This window comes from Fusobacteriaceae bacterium (assembly GCA_031272775.1).
Lineage (GTDB): Bacteria > Fusobacteriota > Fusobacteriia > Fusobacteriales > Fusobacteriaceae > JAISST01.
In genome coordinates, this window is the sequence record JAISTB010000014.1 from 42,673 (window position 1) to 60,408 (window position 17,736).

Consider the following 17,736-nt stretch of genomic DNA (forward strand, 5'->3'; position numbering starts at 1 on the left):
TTCCGCGGTCGCCGAATTTCGCCGCGGTCTTCTGCTTTCATTGTAAGGGTTTTCTCCGCGCTTGTCAAGAAAAAAAGGGCGGGGTGAAAAGCTACTTTTTCGCGCTATTGGGTTTAGCGTTGCCGGGTTTACCGGTCAATTTGTTGAATTCAGCTTCTTTGATGGGTTTGCCTTTTTGATTGTAATATTTCGCGGATAATTTCTTTTTCATATCCTGGTCATTTACTATTTCTGCACCCAATTGTCCGTTTTCATAGTATTCCCGATAAGTAATTTTCTCGGGGTTTCTATAGTCTATGAATATGCGCAATTGCCCGCTTTCATAATAAATTTCCGCCATTTTGACGGTTTTTGTGTCGGTCTTTTTGCCAATATTTTCATAAAATAAACTCTGGTAAGGTTTTTTTGCTTTAAGATAAGTAAAAGCGGTATAACTTATACCATCTCTCGTTTCGTTGTGGTAATCCATATTGTCTGGAGGTAAATCTTCCCATTTTGTGCTTGATCCAAACAGTAAAAAGCTTAGAAATAAAGCGGTAAAAATCATTTTTTTCATAACAGCCTCCTAAATTGATTTAATTTGCTTCTGTCAACTTTGACAGGGGATAACCAGGGTTTAAACCTTGGTCCCGGGCCAGTCAGGGGCTCCGCCCCTGACCGGCCCACTCTTAAGAGATGCAGCGCGGCCCCTTCGGGGCCGCGCCGCAAAGGGTTCCGCTCAAACTTGGGGAAGTCGCGCTCGTGAAGTAGAACCCGTGATAGTTTATCATATCACATTTTGAATATGCTGTCCAGAAGAATCCACAAAAATGCTCTGATATGGCGGATGAAAATAAAGCTTGCATTGTAGGTCAAAATTCTTTATAATGGCAACAAGCGCCAAAAAAAGAACAACGATTTCTCCAATAAAACAACGAAAACGACCAACCCAAAAACCCACGGAGGACCCATGACCACAGCCATCAACAACGGAACCCTGATAGATCCCGCCAACCGCATATTTTCCAAGCTGAACATCGGCTTCGAAGACGGCGTAATCACGTCGGTCTCAGCGACGCCCATGGCTGCCGACCGTGTCCTCGACGCCTCGGGAAAATACGTCTGCCCGGGTTTTGTGGACCTTCACATGCACGAGGACTATGTGTCGGCGGGAGAAATCCGTCTCAACATCTTCCATAAAATGCTGAAAATGGGCGTGACCACCGCCATCGGCGGAAACTGCGGCATCTGTACCGACGATCCCGCCCGGTATCTCGACCTCGTGGACCGCGGGAACCCCATCCATTTCGGCATGCTGCTCCCCCATGAATACCTGCGCCGCGCCGCGGGCGTCACAGACCGCTACGGGCCGGTTTCTGCCGCTACGATCAGGGAAATGTCCACGCACGGCAAGCGGCTCATGAAAGAAGCGGGTCTCCTTGGCGTAAGTTTCGGGATCCGCTATGTTCCAGGCGCGGACTTCGCGGAGCTTTCGGAAATCGCGCGACTCGGCCGGGGCGCTTGCCTCTGCGCCCATGTGCGGGACGACGCGGCCGCGATTTTTCCTTCCATCGAGGAATTCTTGAGCCTCGCCGACGGAACGGACACGCATTTCCAGATTTCCCATATCGGAAGCATGGCCGGATTCGGACAAATGCGGCAAGTCTACGCCATGGTCGACGAAACCCGCGCCGCCCGGGGACTGTCCGTTTCCTTTGACTGCTATCCCTACGGCGCTTTCTGCACGGCCATCGGCGCAGCCACCTATGACGAAGGCTTTCTTGAGCGTTACGGCGCGGGCTATGGGGACCTCGAGGTCGCCGAAGGCCCCCATAAGGGAGAACGCTGCACAGAGGCCCTTTTCCGGGAAATTCGGGCGAAAAGCCCCGGGACCCTGCTGATCGCCCATGTGATGCAGGAAGAGGAAATCGCCTTCGCCCTCGCGAATCCCAACACGGTCGTCGCCAGCGACGGGATCCTCGGCGAGACCGGCGACGGCCATCCGAGAGCCGCCGGGACCTTTCCTCGTTTCCTCAGCTGCTATGTCCGCGACCAAAAGACAATGTCCTTGTACGAGGGAATTCGGAAAATTACCGCCATGCCCGCCGATATTCTGGGGACTCACAAAGGCCGCCTCTCCGTCGGCGCCGACGCCGACCTCGTCATTTTCGATTATGAAAAACTGGCGGACCGGGCCGCATTTGCCGAAAGCGCCCTGCCCCCCGAGGGGATTGACTGCGTCATTGTGGGCGGGGAGATCGCGTACCGGGACGGCGTCATCCGAAACGACCGCGCCGGAAGGAGCGTCAGAAAAGCAAAAAATTAAATCCGGATCGGCTCCGGCCGGTTCCGACACAGGAAAATCAAAAATCCTTGTTTTCACTTGCAAATTTATCGGGAATATAATAAAATAGTATCGTACAACCGATTTTAATTTTAGGGAGGAACTTATGAAAAGATTTTGGAAACTACTATGTCTGACCCTGCTCGGTCTGCTTGTCCTGACTTCGGTCGTGGCGGCCGCGCCCAACGAACTGATCGTCGTACAGCAAACCGACGCCAAATCCCTGGACCCCACCGGTTCCAACGACGTGTATTCCCACAACCTGAATCTGAACATCTATGACAGACTGTTCGACTGGTCGCCGGAAATGAAAGTGGAGCCGAGTCTGGCGGAAAGTTACAAGCAGATCGACCCGCTGACCCTTGAAGTCAAGATCAAAAAGGGCGTAAAATTCCATAACGGCGACGAGCTGACGGCCGAAGACGTGAAATTTACCCTCGAACGGGCTTCCAAACAACCCCAGGTCATCACGTATTTCTCCCCGATCACGGGCGTAGAGATCGTCGATCCCTATACGGTCAAAATCACGACGGAAAAACCCTACGGGCCCCTGATCAACGCCTTGGCCCACGCGGGCGGTTCCATCGTCAACAAAAAATACGTTACGGCCGACGAAAAGAAGGCCTTCCTTGAACCCGTCGGCACGGGCCCCTTCAAGTATGAGTCCTGGCAGTCGGGCGACAGGATCGTCCTCGCGGCCAATAAGGACTATTTCAATGGCGCGCCCGGCGTTGACAAGATCACGTACCGGGTTATCCCCGAAAGTGTAAACAGAGCGATTGCGTTGGAGACAAAAGAAGTAGACGTTGTTCTCGTGGTGGATCCTGTTGACGCTCCCAACGTAAAAGCGAAAAAGTACATCAAAGTCTATGAGCTGCCTGCCCTTTCGATGACCTATCTCGGCTTTAACTGCGAGAAAGCGCCTCTGGACGACGTTCGCGTGCGCCAGGCCATCGTTTACGCGATCAACCTGCCCGACATAGTGGACACCGCCTTCCTCAAGGCCGCCGTTCCCGCCAATTCCGCCGTACCTCAGGGCGTTATGGGCTACAACAAGAATCTCCAGTCCCCCGTACGGGATGTGGAAAAATCCAAGGCCCTCTTGAAAGAAGCCGGCATCAAGGACAGACTGAAATTGAAGCTGTGGATCAACGAAAACAAGTCCCGGGAAGATTCCGCCGTCATTATGCAGGCGCAGCTGGCCGAAGTGGGCATTGACGTCTCCATCGAAAAGCTCGAATGGGGCGCCTACCTCGACAAACTGGGCAGAGGCGAGCACGATCTCTTTATCCTCGGCTGGTCGACGTCCCCGGATCCCAACGAAGCCATGAACGCCCTCTTCAACAGCAAGAACAAGGGACACGCGGGCAACCGTTCCTTCTATGGAAATCCCAGAGTGGACGAACTTCTGGATAAGGGTCAGGAAGTCACCGACCCCGCCGTCCGGATCCCCATGTATGAAGAAGCCCAGGAAATCGTTTGCCGCGAAGCGGCCGTTCTCCCCATGGTCAACCCCTACAGCATCGTGGCCGTACAGGACTATGTGGAAGGCTTTGAAATGAACCCGCGCAGCATGTACATGATGAAAAACGTAAAAAAGAACAAGAAATAAAGCCGAAAACCGTGGACACAGGATTTCGATAGTGTAAGAAAGCAGGTAAAAAGGGGCGAAGCGCGCTTTGCCCCTTTTTGCGTGGAAAATTTCCAGAAAAAACTTGCAAAAACTCCACAATAACGCTACAATCACTTATATCGCATATTCATCAGGAGGCATGAGATGAAAAGACAACTCAAGGTAAAACTTATGGCATTGCTGCTCCTCGTATTCTGCGGGGTTCTGCAGGCCGCGGGGGAGCTCGTGATCGCCCAGCAGGCGGACGCCAGGTCACTGGATCCCTCATTTTCAAATGACGTGTATTCCCACAACGTCAACGTCAACATCTACGACAGGCTTGTGGACTGGTCCCCGACCATGACGCCGGAAAATTCCCTCGCGGAAAGCTTCAAGCAGCTGGATCCCCTGACGCTGCAGGTGAAAATCAAAGAGGGCGTAAAATTCCACAACGGCGACGAGCTGACGTCCGAAGACGTCAAATTCACCATTGAACGGAGCTCCAAGGTGCCGGCGGCCAAGACGTATTACGGCGACGTGGACCATGTGGACATTGTGGACAAATATACGGTTAACATCGTTACCAAAATCCCCTACGGTCCCATCATGAATACGCTGGCCCAGACAAGCGGCTCCATTTTGAACAAAAAATACGTGGAAGCCAACGGCGACAAGGCCTTCCAGCAACCTGTGGGCACGGGACCCTTCAAATTCAAATCCTGGCAGTCGGGGGACCGGATCATTCTCGACGCCAACAAGGACTATTTCCGCGGCGCGCCCGGCACAACAGGCGTTATTTTCCGCGTCATCCCCGAAAGCACGAACCGGACCATCGCCCTTGAGACAAAGGAAATCGACATGGCCCTCGTGATCGACCCCGTGGATGCCGCTACGGTCCGGAGCAGGGACTATCTGAAGCTCCATGAGATGCCCTCGCTCTCGTTTACCTATCTCGGCTACAACTGCAAGAAAGCGCCTCTCGACGACGCCCGGGTCAGAAAGGCCATCGCCCTCGGCATCAACCTCCCCGATATCGTGGATACGGCGTTCCAGAAAGCGGCTGTGCCCGCCTATTCCGTCATCGCGGAGGCGACCCTCGCTTACAAGAAGGACCTCCCGAGACCCAAGCGGGACGTGGAGGCGGCCAAAGCGCTCTTGAAGGAAGCGGGCTTTGAAAAGGGCCTGAAACTCAAGCTCTGGCTCAACGAAAACCAGTCGCGGAAGGACTCCGCCGTCATCATTCAGGCGCAGCTGGCGGAAATCGGCATCGACGTCACGATCGAAATCCTCGAGTGGGGCGCTTATCTGACGAGACTCAGCAACGCCGAACACGAGCTCTTCCTGCTCGGCTGGTCCGGATCTCCCGATCCCGACGGCGGCATGTACGCGCTGTTCAATTCCAAGAATTTCGGCGAGGGCGGCAACAATTCCTTCTACAAAAACGACCGTGTGGACGAGCTTTTGGACAAAGGACGGGCCACAACCGACGCGGCGGCGCGAATTCCGCTCTATGAGGAAGCCCAGGAAATCCTGATCGAGGAACAGGCCGTATGCCCGCTGGTCAATCCCATCAATATGGTCGGCGCCCAGGCGTCCCTGACAGGTTTTGACATGAATCCGCGCAGCGTATACTTCTTCCGGAACATCAAAAAGGCAAAATAACAGATTCAAAATGAAAATTCCAAAACGGAGGTAACATGAAAAGAGTATCACAACTGATTTTACTGGCTTTACTGCTCGCATTGACCTCTTTTGTTCTCTCGGCGAGAAATACCGACGCGCTGATCGTCGTCCAGCAATCGGACGCGAAGACGCTGGATCCCTCGGGATCTTCCGACGCCTATTCCAGCAATGTGAACCTCAATCTCTACGACAGGCTCTTTGACTACAATACCGAAATGAAGATTACGCCGAGCCTGGCCGAAAGCTACCGGCAGCTGGATGAGCTGACGCTGCAGGTCGTCCTCAAGAAAGGCGTCAAGTTCCATAACGGAGACGAGTTGACGGCCGAAGACGTGAAATTTTCCCTCGAGCGGGCGGCCTCGGCCCCCGCGGCCCTGACGTACTTCGGCAACGTGGAAAAAGTCGAAATCGTCGATCCCTATACGGTCAACATCGTTACGAAAAAGCCCTACGGGCCCCTGCTCAACAGTCTCGCCAACGCCCTGGGCTCGATTGTCAACAAAAAATATGTGGAATCAGCCGGTCCCGAGGCTTTCTTCAAGCCCGTGGGCACGGGACCCTTTATTTTTGAATCCTGGAAAGCCGGCGACCGGATCAGCCTCAAGACAAACAAGGCCTATTTCAACGGCCCCTCCAAAGTGGACGGCCTCTTGTTCCGGGTCATTCCCGAGAGCACGAACCGGACCATTGCGCTGGAGACCGGGGAAGTGGACATTGTCCTGACCGTATCCCCCGTGGACGCCGACGCCGTCGAGAAAAACGACCATCTGAAGATGTACCGTCGGCCTTCCGCGGCGCTGAATTACATGGGACTCAACTGTGAAAAGGGCGCGACGGCAGATATCCGCGTCCGTCAGGCCATCGCGGCGGCGCTGAATTTGAGCGACGTCAACATCGCCTTCGGGCGTCTGGCCATCCCCGCGTATTCCGTGATTCCGCCCGATGTGCTGGGCTATGTGGAAAACCCCGAACCGAAACAGAATCTCGAAAAGGCGAAAAAGCTCCTGGCCGAAGCGGGCTACAAAGACGGGCTGAAGCTGAAATTCTGGACAAACGAAAATTCGGCGCGGAAAGACGCCGCCGTCATTATGCAGGCGCAACTCAAAGAAGCCGGCATCCTCATCGATATCGAGATCCTTGAGTTCGGCGCTTATCTCGAGCGGCTGAACAAAGGAGAGCACGATCTCTATCTGCTGGGTACCCTGGGTTCCACGGACCCCGACGGCTCCCTTTACTCGCTGCTGCACTCGGGCAGCAAGGGAAGCGGCGGTAACCGGTCCTTCTACGCGAACAAAACCGTCGACGAGAACCTCGACCTAGGTCGCTCCTCCACCGATATCCCCGAAAGGACAAAGGCTTATCAGAAAGTCGCGGAAATCGCCAAAGAAGAAATCCCCGTGGTTCCTCTTGTCTATCCACCGGTTTCCGTAGGCGCCCAGGATTATATCGAAGGATTTTATCCCTATCCGACCTTTACGTTCTTATTTAAAGACGTGACGAAAATCAGGAAGTAAGAATCTCAAGGATCACGTTCCGCCGGGGGACGACGTCCCCGGAAAATCCGAAGGCCCGCCCGAGAAGATCGCGGGCGGCTTCGAGGTTTTCCCCGCCGTTGTATTGCAAAATGGCGAGGGGCTCCCCCTTGCGGACGGGATCCCCGATTTTTTTCCGGAGCAATATGCCGACCCCGGGATCAATGTCATCCTCTTTTTTTGTTCGTCCCGCCCCCAGGAGCATGGCCGCCCGACCCACACTCCCGGCGTCCAGTCGGGCGACCCAGCCGTCCGTCGGGGAGAGGCAGGCCGTCTCCCGGGAAGGTCCGGGCAAAAGCGCGTAGTCGTCGACAACGGCCGGATCGGCTCCCGCGTAGGCGAGAAATTCCCTGAAGCGCGCAAGGGGCTTGCCGCTTCGGATCATATCGTCGCAAAGCCGCTTGCCTTCTTCCATTCCCTTGGTTTTTCCCGCCATCATCAGTCCCGCCGCGACCAGCGTCGCGACCAGTTCCGTAAAATCCGCCGGTCCTTTTCCCTTGAGGGTATCCATGGCCTCCATGACTTCGTTGGCGTTTCCGACCGCAAGGCCCAGGGGCTGCTCCATGTCGGAGAGGACGCTCACAGTCTTCCGGCCGAGCTTCGCGCCGATGGTCGCCATGACCCGGGAAAGCTCCCGGGCCGAAGGCAGATCCTTCATAAAGGCGCCCGAGCCCACCTTGACGTCAAGCAGGATTCCGTCGCTGCCGAGGGCCAGTTTTTTGCTCATAATGGAGCTCGCGATCAGGGGAATGCTGTTGACGGTCCCCGTCACGTCCCTGAGCGCGTAGATTTTTTTGTCCAAAGGGACGATTTTGTCGGTGGAGCCCATGATCCCGCCGCCCAGAGCTTCGACCATGGCGATGAGCTCTTTTTTGTCTTCGGGGAAATGAAAGCCCGGGATGGCCTCAAATTTGTCGACGGTCCCGCCCGTATGTCCGAGCCCCCGGCCCGAAAGCTTGATCTCGCCGATGCCAAAGCAGCCGTAAATGCCGGTTAACGCGATGGTGGTTTTGTCTCCGACGCCCCCGGTCGAATGCTTGTCCAGCAAAAATCCGCTGTGTCCGGGAATATCGACGGTTTCCCCGCTGTCCCGCATGACTTCCGTAAAAGTCAGCAATTCCCCTTCACTCATGCCCCGAAAGTAGACGGCCATCAGAAAGGCCGACATCTGGTAATCGGGAATGGCGCCCGACAGGTATTCAGTGAGGAAAAAGCGAATCTCCTCTCCGCTCAGCACGCTTCCGTCCCGCTTTTTTTCGATAATCTCGCTTGCCCGCATAAAAAATCCCCCCTTTTGTTCTGTACACTTGCCTTTCGATGTGCTATAATTTATTCTATCACGTTTCACCGTGAAAAAGCAATCTCAGGGGGAAATTTCATGGCATACCGAATGCTCGTCACGGACATGGACGACACGCTCCTCAACGAGCGCTCCGAATTGAATCCCCGCGACCGGGAAGCGATCCTTGCGGCCCAGGCCCGGGGAGTCTGTTTTGTGCTGGCCTCGGGCCGGCCCACCTACGGCATGTGGCCCACGGCCGGGCGGCTGCGCCTGGGGGAATACGGCGGCTGGCTCCTTTCCTACAACGGCGCCCACATCCTTTCCGCCGCTACGCGGGAAATCGTCTCCCGGACGGAGCTCTCCCGGGAAGACCTGCACCTGCTCTACGACTGCGCCCTCGGCTACGGGACCGATATCCTGACCTACAAAGACGATATGCTGGTCTCGCCCCATCAGGGAAAATATGTCCTTGAGGACCTGGCCCTTACGAAAATGCCGGGCTTTGTCCCCGTGGATTTCAAAGCCTTCATGGATTGCGGCGCGCCCAAGTGCATGCTTCTGGCGGAGCCCGACTATCTCGCGGGCGTCGAAAAGGAGCTGAAAGCCCGTTTCGGCAAGCGCTTCACGATCACCCGTTCCCGTCCCTACTTTCTGGAATTCGTGGCCCCCGGCGTCAGTAAAGGGGTAGCCATGACGAAACTGGCGGAACGCCTCGGTATCCGGGCGGAGGAAATCATCGCCTGCGGGGACTCCTGGAACGATCTCGATATGATCGAAAAGGCTGGCTTCGGCGTCGCCGTCGCCAACGCCAACGCGGAGGTCAGGGCCCGGGCGGATTATGTGACCGCCGCAAACACCGAATCCGGTCTGGCAAAGGTTATCGAAAAATACATCATGAATGAGGAGCGGACATGCGATCGTTTTACGAAAAAGAAAATCTGATACAATACGGAAAATTGCTGGCGGGATTGTTTTTCTGCGGTCTGGGCATCGTCATGGAAGTCAACTCCAATCTGGGCGGCGCGCCCTGGGACATCTTCCATATCGGCCTTTCCAGGGTGATCGGCATTCCCTACGGCAAAGTCAGCATCATTGCGGGCGCCGTCGTGATCCTGCTCAACATTGTTCTCGGTCAGGTCATCGGCCTGGGGACCGTCCTCAACATGTGCCTGATCGGTCTTTTTACCGATCTCATCAACAATTCCGGCCTCATTCCCTCTCCGACCGGGAAAATTCACGGCCAGGCGGCGCTCCTTTTCGGGGGAATGCTGCTCTTCGGCTACGGCACCTATCTCTATATGGCCCAGGGCAAGGGGGCCGGTCCCCGGGACGGCCTTATGCAGGTTCTCCATAAAAAGACCGGACTCTCCGTCGCCCTCATCAAAAACGGCATCGAGGTCGTCGTCCTCGTGATCGGCATCCTGTTAGGCGGCAAGGCCGGGCTCGGAACGTTGATCTACGCGCTTTCCATCGGCTTTATCATTCAGTATTTCTTCAAACTCCGGAAACTGGACATCCGGGCCCTCAACCACAGCAGAATCCGGGAAGATCTTCTGTCCCTGACGCGCTTCAGGTAGTCCGGCGTCTCTTTCCAAATGAGGTAAAACTATGCGAATTTTCGGTCTGCAACGGCTTTCTCTGGTCGATTACCCGGGAAAGACCGCCTGTACTGTCTTTACCGGGGGTTGCAATTTCCGCTGCCCCTTCTGCCACAACAGCGCTCTGGTCCTTGATCCGGATCCCGCCGAAGCCCTTCCCGAAGCCGAAATCCAGGCCTTTCTTAAAAAACGGGCGGGACTTCTGGACGGCGTCTGCGTCTCGGGCGGGGAACCTCTGCTGCAAAAAGATCTGGGAGAATTTTTGAAATCGGTCAAAGCCCTGGGTTATCCGGTCAAGCTCGATACAAACGGCAGTTTTCCGGATCTGCTGGCGGCCCTGCTCAAACAGGGGCTCGTGGACTATGTGGCCATGGATATCAAGAATACCCCCGAAAAATACGGCAAAACCGTCGGGCTTCGGACCTTTGATCCCGGGCCCGTACTGGAATCGGCGGCCCTGCTCATGAAGGGGACCGTGCCCTTCGAGTTCCGGACGACGGTCGTCAGGGAATTCCATGAAGAGGAGGATTTCAAGGCCATCGGCCGCTGGCTGCGGGGCGCGCCCCGTTACTATCTCCAGAATTTTGTGGCTTCGGAAAATACCATCGCTCAGGGACTTCACGGCTATACGCCCCGGGAGCTGGCCCATTTTCGGGATTTGGCGGCGACCTTTTTTCAAAGCGTGGAACTCCGCGGCATTTGACACAACATCTTGTGGTTTGTGAATAAAAAAACACAATATCTTGTTATTTTTTCTTGACTTTAGGCTCGCTTGGTGGTAGAATAAGGACAAGCACAAAAACATATTTTATTAAGGAGAATCAACATGTACCAAGTAATCAAGCGAGACGGAAAAGTGGTCGAATTCAACCTGCAGAAGATCACGAAGGCGATTGAGAAGGCTTTCAAGTCCCAGGACAAGAATTACAACAACGATATTCTTGAGTTGCTGGCGCTGAGAGTCACGGCCGACTACGCGGCCAAGATCAAAAATGAGACCATTACGGTGGAAGAGATTCAGGACAGCGTGGAATCGGTCCTGATCCAGAGCGGATATGACGACGTGGCGAAGGCGTATATCCTCTACCGCAAGCAGCGCGAAAAGATCCGGAACATGAAATCCACGATCCTCGACTACAAAGAGACCGTGGACAACTACGTAAAAATAGCGGACTGGCGCGTAAAAGAAAATTCCACGGTGACCTATTCGGTCGGCGGACTCATTCTCTCCAATTCCGGGGCGATAACAGCCAACTACTGGCTGTCGGAAATCTACGACGAGGAAATCAGCAACGCCCACCGCAACGCGGATATCCATATTCACGACCTTTCGATGCTGACGGGCTACTGCGCGGGCTGGTCCCTGAAACAGCTGATCCAGGAAGGCCTGGGCGGCGTGGACGGCAAGATCACTTCTTCCCCGGCCAGTCATCTGGCGACCCTCTGCAATCAGATGGTCAATTTCCTCGGCATCATGCAGAACGAATGGGCCGGCGCGCAGGCGTTCTCTTCCTTTGACACTTATCTCGCTCCCTTTGTGAAAGCGGACGACCTCTCGTACCGGGAAGTCAAGAAAGCGCTGGAGTCCTTTATTTTCGGCGTCAATACGCCGAGCCGCTGGGGCACCCAGGCGCCTTTCTCCAACATCACGCTGGACTGGACCGTGCCCAAAGATCTGGCCGAGCTGCCCGCCATCGTGGGCGGCAAAGAAATGGACTTCAAGTACAAGGATTGCAAGAAGGAAATGGATATGATCAACAAGGCCTTTATCGAGATCATGATCGAGGGCGACGCCAACGGCCGCGGTTTCCAGTATCCGATTCCCACTTACTCCATTACGAAGGATTTTGACTGGTCCGAGACCGAAAACAACAAGCTGCTCTTTGAGATGACCTCCAAATACGGCACGCCCTATTTTTCCAACTACATCAACAGCGATATGGAGGCAAGCGACGTCCGGAGCATGTGTTGCCGGCTGCGCCTCGACCTTCGGGAACTCCGGAAAAAATCCGGCGGTTTCTTCGGAAGCGGAGAAAGCACGGGTTCCATCGGCGTCGTGACGATCAATATGCCGCGGATCGCCTTCCTTTCCAGGACGCCCGCCGAGTTTTACGAAAAGCTCGACAAGCTCATGGATCTCTCGGCCCGTTCCCTCAAGATCAAGCGGGATATCGTGAAAAAATTGATGGATGAGGGCTTGTATCCTTACACCAAGCGCTATCTGGGGACCTTTGACAATCATTTCTCCACGATCGGCCTAATCGGCATGAACGAAGTGGGCTTGAACGCCAAATGGCTGGGGAAGGACCTGACCCATCCCGAAACTCAGGCCTTTGCCAAGGATGTGCTGAACCACATGCGGGAACGGCTGGCCGATTATCAGGAAAAATACGGAGACCTCTACAATCTCGAGGCGACGCCCGCCGAATCGACTACTTACCGGCTGGCCAAGCACGACGTTGAAAAATACCCGGGCATCGTCACGGCCTCCATGGGCGAGACGCCCTACTATACCAACAGTTCCCACCTGCCGGTCAGCTTTACGAGCGACATCTTTGACGCCCTGGATATTCAAGACGAACTGCAGACCCTCTACACCTCCGGCACCGTATTTCACGCCTTCCTCGGCGAGAAACTCCCCGACTGGAAAGCCTCGGCCAATCTCGTCAGAAAGATCGCCGAAAATTACAGACTGCCCTATTACACGCTGTCGCCGACCTATTCGGTGTGCCGGGAACACGGCTATCTCTCCGGAGAGGCCTTCAGCTGCCCGGTCTGCGGCCGGAAAACGGAAGTCTACAGCCGGATCACCGGATATTATCGGCCCGTTCAGAACTGGAACGAGGGAAAAGTCCAGGAATACAAAGAAAGAAAGCTCTACGACATTCCCCATTCCACCCTGAAAAAAGGCCGGCAGAGCGCAAACGCGGCGGAACAGCCCAAAAGCCAGCATGAGACGCTGCTCTTTACGACAAAGACCTGCCCCAACTGCAACGTCAGCAAGGACATCCTGAACAACGCCCACATCGACTACACGGTGGTTGACGCGGAGGAAAGACCCGAACTCGCCGTGAAGTACGGCATCCGGCAGGCCCCGACCCTCGTTGTCATCGACGGGGAAAAGGTCGAAAAACACGTAAACGTATCCAATATCAGAAGTTTCCTGCATATCTGATACAGCTTGAAACAAGACGGGCGGATTCCGGTTCGCCCGTTTTTTTCAAAAAAAGGAGGCGCCATGATGGAAAAATATCGCGAATCGGCGGCGTATGTGAAAGAACGGCTCGGCGACCGGGCGGAGATTGCGGTCATCCTGGGCTCAGGCCTCGGGGCACTCGCTTCGGCCCTCGAAGGGGAAAAAGCGCTCCCCTACGCGGAGATTCCCCATTTTCCCCGGAAAATGATCGCGGGCCATGAGGGAAAACTCCTCGCGGGGATCATGGACGGCGCGCCCGTTCTGGTTATGAACGGCCGCTTCCACTATTACCAGGGCTACAGCATGGCCGAGGTGACGTATCCGCTTCCGGTCATGAAGCTCCTCGGGATAAAATACCTCATTGTAAGCAACGCCGCGGGCGGCGTCAACGAGTCCTTTTCCAAGGGGACGCTGATGATCATCCGGGATTTCATCAATTTTTTCGGGACCAACCCCTTGATCGGAGCGGGCGGAAGCGAACTCGGCCCGCAATTTCCGGATATGTCCCGGCCCTTTTCCCCGAAACTCCTGAAGCTGGCCCGGGAGGAGGCGGAACGCCTCGGGATCCCTTACCGGGAGGGCGTTTATCTCGGGACCACGGGTCCTTCCTTTGAGAGCGCCGCGGAGATCCGGATGATGAGGACGCTGGGCGCCGACGCCGTGGGGATGTCGACGGTACCGGAGATTATCGTCGGAAACTGGCTGGGCCTTCAGCTTTTGGGGATTTCCTGCATTACGAACATGGCCACGGGACTTGCTCAAGCGCCCCACGACCACGCCGCGGTCCTCGCCGAAGCCCGAAAGGTCGAAAGCGATTTCTGCCGCTGGGTAAAAGAAATCATAAAAAAAATCTGACCCCTGCAAGGTCAGATTTTTTATATATCATATTTTATAGGAGGGTCAAGGTACTTTATGAGTTCCTTTGAATGTATCATACCTCCGTTATTTGTCGTGAATATGTCAAGAGAAAATCTTTGCCTTATTTTTCCGTATTGAAGGCCAGAATAAATTTTTTTCCCTCGACGGCGATCCGACAGGAGAAGCCGTTCAGCTCAAAAATCCTGCGTACGATGGAAAGGCCCAGGCCGTTCCCCTCGCGGGATTTTTCTTCGGCGTTGGCCCCCCGCGCGAAGGGTTCCCACAGCTGCTCGAGCTTTTCGGGGAGAAGCCCGTCGGTCTCATTTTCAAAGACGTATTCGGCCCCCTGGCGGTACACGCGGATCGTCCCTTCGTCCACGGAATAGCGGAGCGCGTTTTGGACGATATTGTCAATGGCGATGCCGAAGAGACGTCCGTCACAGAAAACCGTGTTGTCGCCGGGCAGATCCACTTCCCAGCGCAGATCTTTTTCCAATTCGATGTTCTCGTATTTTTCGGCGCTTTCCCGGAAAAAGCTCATAAAATCCGCCTCGCTTCTGTCCAGGCGGATACCCGGCGACGACAGGCGGGAAATCGTCAGCAGATTCGTGATGATCTCGTTCATTTCCTTGCTTTTTTTGGCGATGGCCTTGTAGTATTTCATGCGCTCCGCTTCTGTCTTGGCGAGCCCCCCGATGAGGCCCTGGGCGTGGGTGCTGATGACCGTAATCGGGGTCTTCAGCTCATGGGACGCGTCCGAGGCGAATGTGCGCAGGTTTTCAATGGAATTTTCGAGGTTTTCCGACATGGTGTCGATGCTGCGGGACAATTCTCCGATCTCGTCTTCCGAGTGGATATCGGATTTTTCCGAGAAATCCAAAACGGAGATTTTTCGCGCGATGGAATTCAGTTTTTCGATGTTTCCGGTTATTTTTTTACAGAGGATCCGGCCGATGATCATGCTGAACAGGATCCCGATGCCGGTGATGATGATGTTGAAAAAATTGATCTCGGCCTTGTGGACCTTGATGACCGAGAGGGAGGTCCGCAGGGACATGATGCCCACGTCGGGGATGCTCTCGTTGTAAAAGAGCAGCGTAATATTGGTATTGGGGAGCCGGGTCATGTGGAATTTGCCGGTTTCCCAGTTGGGTTGGGGCATCCGGGGGCGGCTTCGATTGGAAAAACGGTTCAGCGTCCCCTGATTGATGGGAGACGGCATGTTTTGGAGGCTGCGGGCAAGGTTCAGCCGGACTTCGTCGACGACGACGATGTCGATCCCCTCGTTGTCCCGGACGTTTTCCACATAGTTGGCAAATTCGACAGGGTCATAGAGTTTTTCCTTGGCGATTTCCTTGATCGACAAAATCGCGTTTTTCTTCTGGTAAATCAGAAATTTATCGAGGAAAAACACGTTCATGATGTAACTTATGGAAATCGTGAAAACGACAATAAAGATGGAAAATATAAAGATTTTCCGAAAAAGATTAATTCTTGGTTTCATCGAACAGATATCCCATTCCCCTTATGGTACGCAGCATCTCATTGTAATTGCCCATTTTTTTCCGGACTCGCTTGACAAGCGTATCGACGACTCTGTCGTTGCCGTCGAAGTCAAATCCCCAGATCTCGTTGAGCAGCTGCTCCCGGGGGAAAATCATGCCCTTGTTCTTGATCATGTACTCCAGAAACTGGATTTCCCGGCGCGTGAGCTCCATGGATTCGCCGTCCACGACCAGTTCTCCGCTCTTGAAATCAAAATTGAGCCCTTTGAATTTGTAGGCGCTGTTGCCGTCGATCTTCAGGGCCTTTTTGACCTTCACCGCGAGGATCTTGAGGCTGAAGGGCTTGGTGATGTAATCGTCTGCGCCGATGGAAAGGCCCTTCAACTCGTCGATCTCCGAATCCCTGGCCGTCATCATGATGATGGGAACGTTGGATTCGCCGCGGATCTCCTTGCAGATCTCCCAGCCGTTTTTGCGCGGGAGATTGATGTCGAGCAGGATCAGGTCGGGGTTGTACAGGTAGAAGGCGTCCAGTCCCCGTTCGCCGTCAAAGGCCTTGAAAACTTCAAAGCCTTCCTGGATCAACGTGTCTTCGACGACTTTTTCCAGATCTTTTTCATCCTCTACGATCAGTATTCTTTTTTTCATGGCGATCACCTGATTTTTGACTTGTTCTTTCATTTTAGCAGGATAATGTGGCAATACGATGTTTTTGGGGAAATCGGCGTTTTACGAGGTTGCGATCCCGTCGGGACAAGCGCCGTACTCACGCCCCCAGCAGAGAAGCCGGTACGACAGCGATTCCGTCCGGCCGGCGATAGGCAAGAGGGCCGGTTGTGATGATCACCGCGTCTGACAGATTCGCTCTGCTTTTCAGCCAAAGCAGATGGCGGACATCGTGATCAGAAATAAAAGGGGCGGTTTTAACTTCAATCGCGACGGTATCCCGTCCCCGCGAAAGGATAAAATCAATCTCCCTGTCGCCTTTCAGCGTCTGGAAATGATACAAATTCGCGTCGCATATGCCGGCATATACGCGCAAACTCTGAAAAATGAACGCTTCGAACAAGCGACCGATGATATTCCCGTATTTTTCGTCAAAGCGGCTGTCGGGCGCATGTTTCCGATCCGAGCCGTTCAGCATGTCCACCCTGAGCCCCAGCAGATGAATCGCGAAAGCGGGATCGGCAAGGTAATGCTTCGGCGCTTTTTTCATCCGCGAGCAAAAATCCGCCCCGTCGGTCCAGATCGGAAGTTCGTCAATCAACCACATGCGTTCCAGCGCTTCCCTGTAGGCAATCGTCGTCTTGATGGCCGGTTTGTTGCCCTCCCTCGGCGTCGCGGCATCAAGGATCTCTTCGTATTTTGCCGACGTGGAAACCGCAGCCGCATATGCCGACAGCCATCTTTTCAACGCTTCCGGTTGGCGGATACGGATGCCTTCCTGCTCGAAATCGTGGGTAAGCAAATTGTTGAGGTAGGAATCGAAGGCCAGTTTACGCCGCCTTTCGTTGGCAATCCGCATGCCGGGGAGGCCAGACACCGCCATTTCCTCTATATAATCCCCGAAGGAGACGGTCGTCTGCCCTTGAATCGGAGTGGAAAAAGCTTCCCGCTGATCGAGGAGGGTCTCGAGGGAAACGGTCTTCCGCGCCAGTCCCCTTTCTTCCAGGGACAGGGGAAACATCCGCAAGCGCGCGATCCGCCCCGCGCCCGAATGAACATCGAGGTTCTTGGCCGAAATCGATCCGGTGAGCAAATAGGCGCAATCGTCCCTTCTGTCATCGACATCGCGTCTGACATAATCCCAAATCTTCGGGATTTTTTGCCATTCGTCAATCAAAACAGGCGTTTTCGAGCTGCTGAGTTTTCCGGGATCATTGGAGATCAGCAAAAAATCGCTTTCCCGATCCAGCTTATATACGGTGTTTGCAATGCGGGATGCGGAGACCGTCTTTCCCACGCCCTTCAGTCCATCTATGGCTACGGCCGGCAAATCGGCCAGCAAATCTTTCAGATATTTTTCCAAAAGTCTGTCATACTGTTTTTTCATGTTTTTATTATACGCTTTATTTTCGCTGAAGTCAAGGAATTTATAAAATTTAAGTTAACAAATACACCTAAAATAAGTTAATAAATGCACCTGT

Annotated in this window: 14 protein-coding genes; 9 read left to right on the plus strand and 5 right to left on the minus strand. The window is 54.3% G+C overall.

Translation table 11 applies throughout. The annotated features are described in order from the left end of the window. Window positions 1–91: 91 nt before the first annotated feature. On the minus strand, window positions 92–556 hold the full coding sequence (locus LBQ97_04125) for a hypothetical protein (protein ID MDR1831906.1): 465 nt from the start codon (window positions 554–556) through the stop codon (window positions 92–94). 393 nt (window positions 557–949) lie between these two features. On the opposite strand from LBQ97_04125, the gene LBQ97_04130 reads away from it, so the two are divergent. The 4 genes from LBQ97_04130 to LBQ97_04145 all read left to right on the plus strand — a co-directional run bounded on the left by LBQ97_04130 (window position 950) and on the right by LBQ97_04145 (window position 7,132). Beyond that, window positions 950–2,305, plus strand: coding sequence for an amidohydrolase family protein (locus tag LBQ97_04130; protein MDR1831907.1), 1,356 nt, complete (start codon window positions 950–952; stop codon window positions 2,303–2,305). A gap of 124 nt (window positions 2,306–2,429) precedes the next feature. Continuing rightward, window positions 2,430–3,935: an ABC transporter substrate-binding protein gene (locus LBQ97_04135; protein ID MDR1831908.1), complete on the plus strand. Its 1,506-nt coding sequence runs from the start codon at window positions 2,430–2,432 to the stop codon at window positions 3,933–3,935. 165 nt (window positions 3,936–4,100) lie between these two features. Continuing rightward, on the plus strand, window positions 4,101–5,597 hold the full coding sequence (locus tag LBQ97_04140; GenBank protein MDR1831909.1) for an ABC transporter substrate-binding protein: 1,497 nt from the start codon (window positions 4,101–4,103) through the stop codon (window positions 5,595–5,597). A 35-nt stretch (window positions 5,598–5,632) separates the two neighbouring features. Beyond that, window positions 5,633–7,132, plus strand: a complete 1,500-nt coding sequence (locus tag LBQ97_04145; protein ID MDR1831910.1) for an ABC transporter substrate-binding protein — start codon at window positions 5,633–5,635, stop codon at window positions 7,130–7,132. Here the strand turns inward: LBQ97_04145 and LBQ97_04150 are convergent. Continuing rightward, a complete protein-coding gene (locus LBQ97_04150; protein ID MDR1831911.1) occupies window positions 7,122–8,429 on the minus strand; it encodes a thymidine phosphorylase in 1,308 nt (435 codons plus the stop codon). The two genes, LBQ97_04145 and LBQ97_04150, sit on opposite strands and share 11 nt — an antisense overlap. Window positions 8,430–8,528: 99 nt before the next feature. On the opposite strand from LBQ97_04150, the gene LBQ97_04155 reads away from it, so the two are divergent. From LBQ97_04155 to LBQ97_04175, 5 genes are all read left to right on the plus strand, one after another. After that, a complete protein-coding gene (locus LBQ97_04155; protein MDR1831912.1) occupies window positions 8,529–9,374 on the plus strand; it encodes a Cof-type HAD-IIB family hydrolase in 846 nt (281 codons plus the stop codon). Continuing rightward, window positions 9,344–10,009 carry a hypothetical protein gene (locus LBQ97_04160; protein ID MDR1831913.1) on the plus strand — a complete coding sequence of 222 codons (666 nt, stop codon included), beginning with the start codon at window positions 9,344–9,346 and terminating at the stop codon, window positions 10,007–10,009. The genes LBQ97_04155 and LBQ97_04160 overlap by 31 nt, the downstream gene beginning before the upstream one ends. 31 nt (window positions 10,010–10,040) lie before the next feature. Further along, window positions 10,041–10,733 (plus strand): anaerobic ribonucleoside-triphosphate reductase activating protein, encoded by a 693-nt coding sequence (locus LBQ97_04165; GenBank protein ID MDR1831914.1) that lies wholly within the window; start codon window positions 10,041–10,043, stop codon window positions 10,731–10,733. Between the two features lie 123 nt (window positions 10,734–10,856). Then, complete coding sequence (locus LBQ97_04170) at window positions 10,857–13,205, plus strand: ribonucleoside triphosphate reductase (GenBank protein MDR1831915.1); 2,349 nt, start codon at window positions 10,857–10,859, stop codon at window positions 13,203–13,205. Between the two features lie 66 nt (window positions 13,206–13,271). Further along, window positions 13,272–14,081, plus strand: a complete 810-nt coding sequence (locus LBQ97_04175) for a purine-nucleoside phosphorylase (protein MDR1831916.1) — start codon at window positions 13,272–13,274, stop codon at window positions 14,079–14,081. 124 nt (window positions 14,082–14,205) lie between these two features. On the opposite strand, the gene LBQ97_04180 is transcribed toward LBQ97_04175, so the two are convergent. From LBQ97_04180 to LBQ97_04190, 3 genes are all read right to left on the minus strand, one after another. Further along, window positions 14,206–15,504 (minus strand): HAMP domain-containing histidine kinase, encoded by a 1,299-nt coding sequence (locus LBQ97_04180; protein MDR1831917.1) that lies wholly within the window; start codon window positions 15,502–15,504, stop codon window positions 14,206–14,208. 67 nt (window positions 15,505–15,571) lie between these two features. Next, the gene (locus LBQ97_04185; GenBank protein MDR1831918.1) at window positions 15,572–16,270 is read right to left on the minus strand and encodes a response regulator transcription factor; all 699 of its coding nucleotides are present in this window, start codon (window positions 16,268–16,270) and stop codon (window positions 15,572–15,574) included. 85 nt (window positions 16,271–16,355) lie between these two features. After that, entirely contained in the window at window positions 16,356–17,642 is a 1,287-nt protein-coding gene (locus LBQ97_04190) for a DUF4143 domain-containing protein (protein MDR1831919.1), read from the minus strand. Window positions 17,643–17,736 lie beyond the last annotated feature (94 nt).

Coding starts and splice junctions, on each gene's coding strand:
- LBQ97_04160 (MDR1831913.1), top strand. CDS start 9,344: ATGCGATCGTTTTACGAAAAAGAAAATCTGATACAATACGGAAAATTG.
- LBQ97_04140 (MDR1831909.1), top strand. CDS start 4,101: ATGAAAAGACAACTCAAGGTAAAACTTATGGCATTGCTGCTCCTCGTA.
- LBQ97_04190 (MDR1831919.1), bottom strand. CDS start 17,642: ATGAAAAAACAGTATGACAGACTTTTGGAAAAATATCTGAAAGATTTG.
- LBQ97_04145 (MDR1831910.1), top strand. CDS start 5,633: ATGAAAAGAGTATCACAACTGATTTTACTGGCTTTACTGCTCGCATTG.
- LBQ97_04125 (MDR1831906.1), bottom strand. CDS start 556: ATGAAAAAAATGATTTTTACCGCTTTATTTCTAAGCTTTTTACTGTTT.
- LBQ97_04155 (MDR1831912.1), top strand. CDS start 8,529: ATGGCATACCGAATGCTCGTCACGGACATGGACGACACGCTCCTCAAC.
- LBQ97_04180 (MDR1831917.1), bottom strand. CDS start 15,504: ATGAACGTGTTTTTCCTCGATAAATTTCTGATTTACCAGAAGAAAAAC.
- LBQ97_04175 (MDR1831916.1), top strand. CDS start 13,272: ATGGAAAAATATCGCGAATCGGCGGCGTATGTGAAAGAACGGCTCGGC.
- LBQ97_04170 (MDR1831915.1), top strand. CDS start 10,857: ATGTACCAAGTAATCAAGCGAGACGGAAAAGTGGTCGAATTCAACCTG.
- LBQ97_04135 (MDR1831908.1), top strand. CDS start 2,430: ATGAAAAGATTTTGGAAACTACTATGTCTGACCCTGCTCGGTCTGCTT.
- LBQ97_04150 (MDR1831911.1), bottom strand. CDS start 8,429: ATGCGGGCAAGCGAGATTATCGAAAAAAAGCGGGACGGAAGCGTGCTG.
- LBQ97_04130 (MDR1831907.1), top strand. CDS start 950: ATGACCACAGCCATCAACAACGGAACCCTGATAGATCCCGCCAACCGC.
- LBQ97_04165 (MDR1831914.1), top strand. CDS start 10,041: ATGCGAATTTTCGGTCTGCAACGGCTTTCTCTGGTCGATTACCCGGGA.
- LBQ97_04185 (MDR1831918.1), bottom strand. CDS start 16,270: ATGAAAGAACAAGTCAAAAATCAGGTGATCGCCATGAAAAAAAGAATA.